Here is a 602-nt window from a genome sequence, read left to right on the forward strand (position 1 = left end):
GGGCCGCTTGTGGAGGATTCGGGGGCGGGCCGGAGGAGTGGAGCTCGCCATGGTCAGACCGATAGAGGCTTGAGTCGGATTAAGACAAAGCTGCGGTCAATGACGCGGGCACGAACTCGGCCATAAGCTCGCCATGCCGCCTCCGCCGACCGGGTCGGACGGGCGTTTTGGCAGGCCAGATGGAGCTCGGCGCGCATGGCCCGCTTATAGCAAGACCCGCGCCGAACTGCCTACCGGCTAATTCGCATAGAGGTGCGGGATTTCCCGTTCAGAGCATGATCCATTCGGCCGGAACCAGCCGAATCGATCATGCCGAAGGCAGAGATACCGGAAACCGCGCTAAGCGGCATCCAGTTCATAGGCCGTGTGGAGAGCCCGCACAGCGAGCTCGGTATACTCGGCGGCGACCAGGACACTGATCTTGATCTCGGAGGTCGAGATCACCTGGATGTTAATCCCCTTGCCGGCCAGGGTTTCGAACATCTTTAGGGCGACGCCGGCATGGCTGCGCATGCCGACACCGATCACCGAGACCTTGGACACGTTGATGTCCGACTTGACCTCGGCGAAGCGCAGCTCGGCCTTGGCCTGCTCCAGCCGCT

At 62.5% G+C, this 602-nt stretch carries 1 protein-coding gene; it reads right to left on the reverse strand.

The window, feature by feature from the left end:
* Positions 1–339: 339 nt before the first annotated feature.
* Positions 340–602, reverse strand: a 263-nt coding sequence (locus tag DNK49_RS23210; protein ID WP_120719298.1) for an ACT domain-containing protein, incomplete at its 5' end; no start/stop codon positions are given.

It is taken from the genome of Parazoarcus communis SWub3 = DSM 12120, from assembly GCF_003226565.1.
Taxonomy (GTDB): domain Bacteria; phylum Pseudomonadota; class Gammaproteobacteria; order Burkholderiales; family Rhodocyclaceae; genus Parazoarcus; species Parazoarcus communis.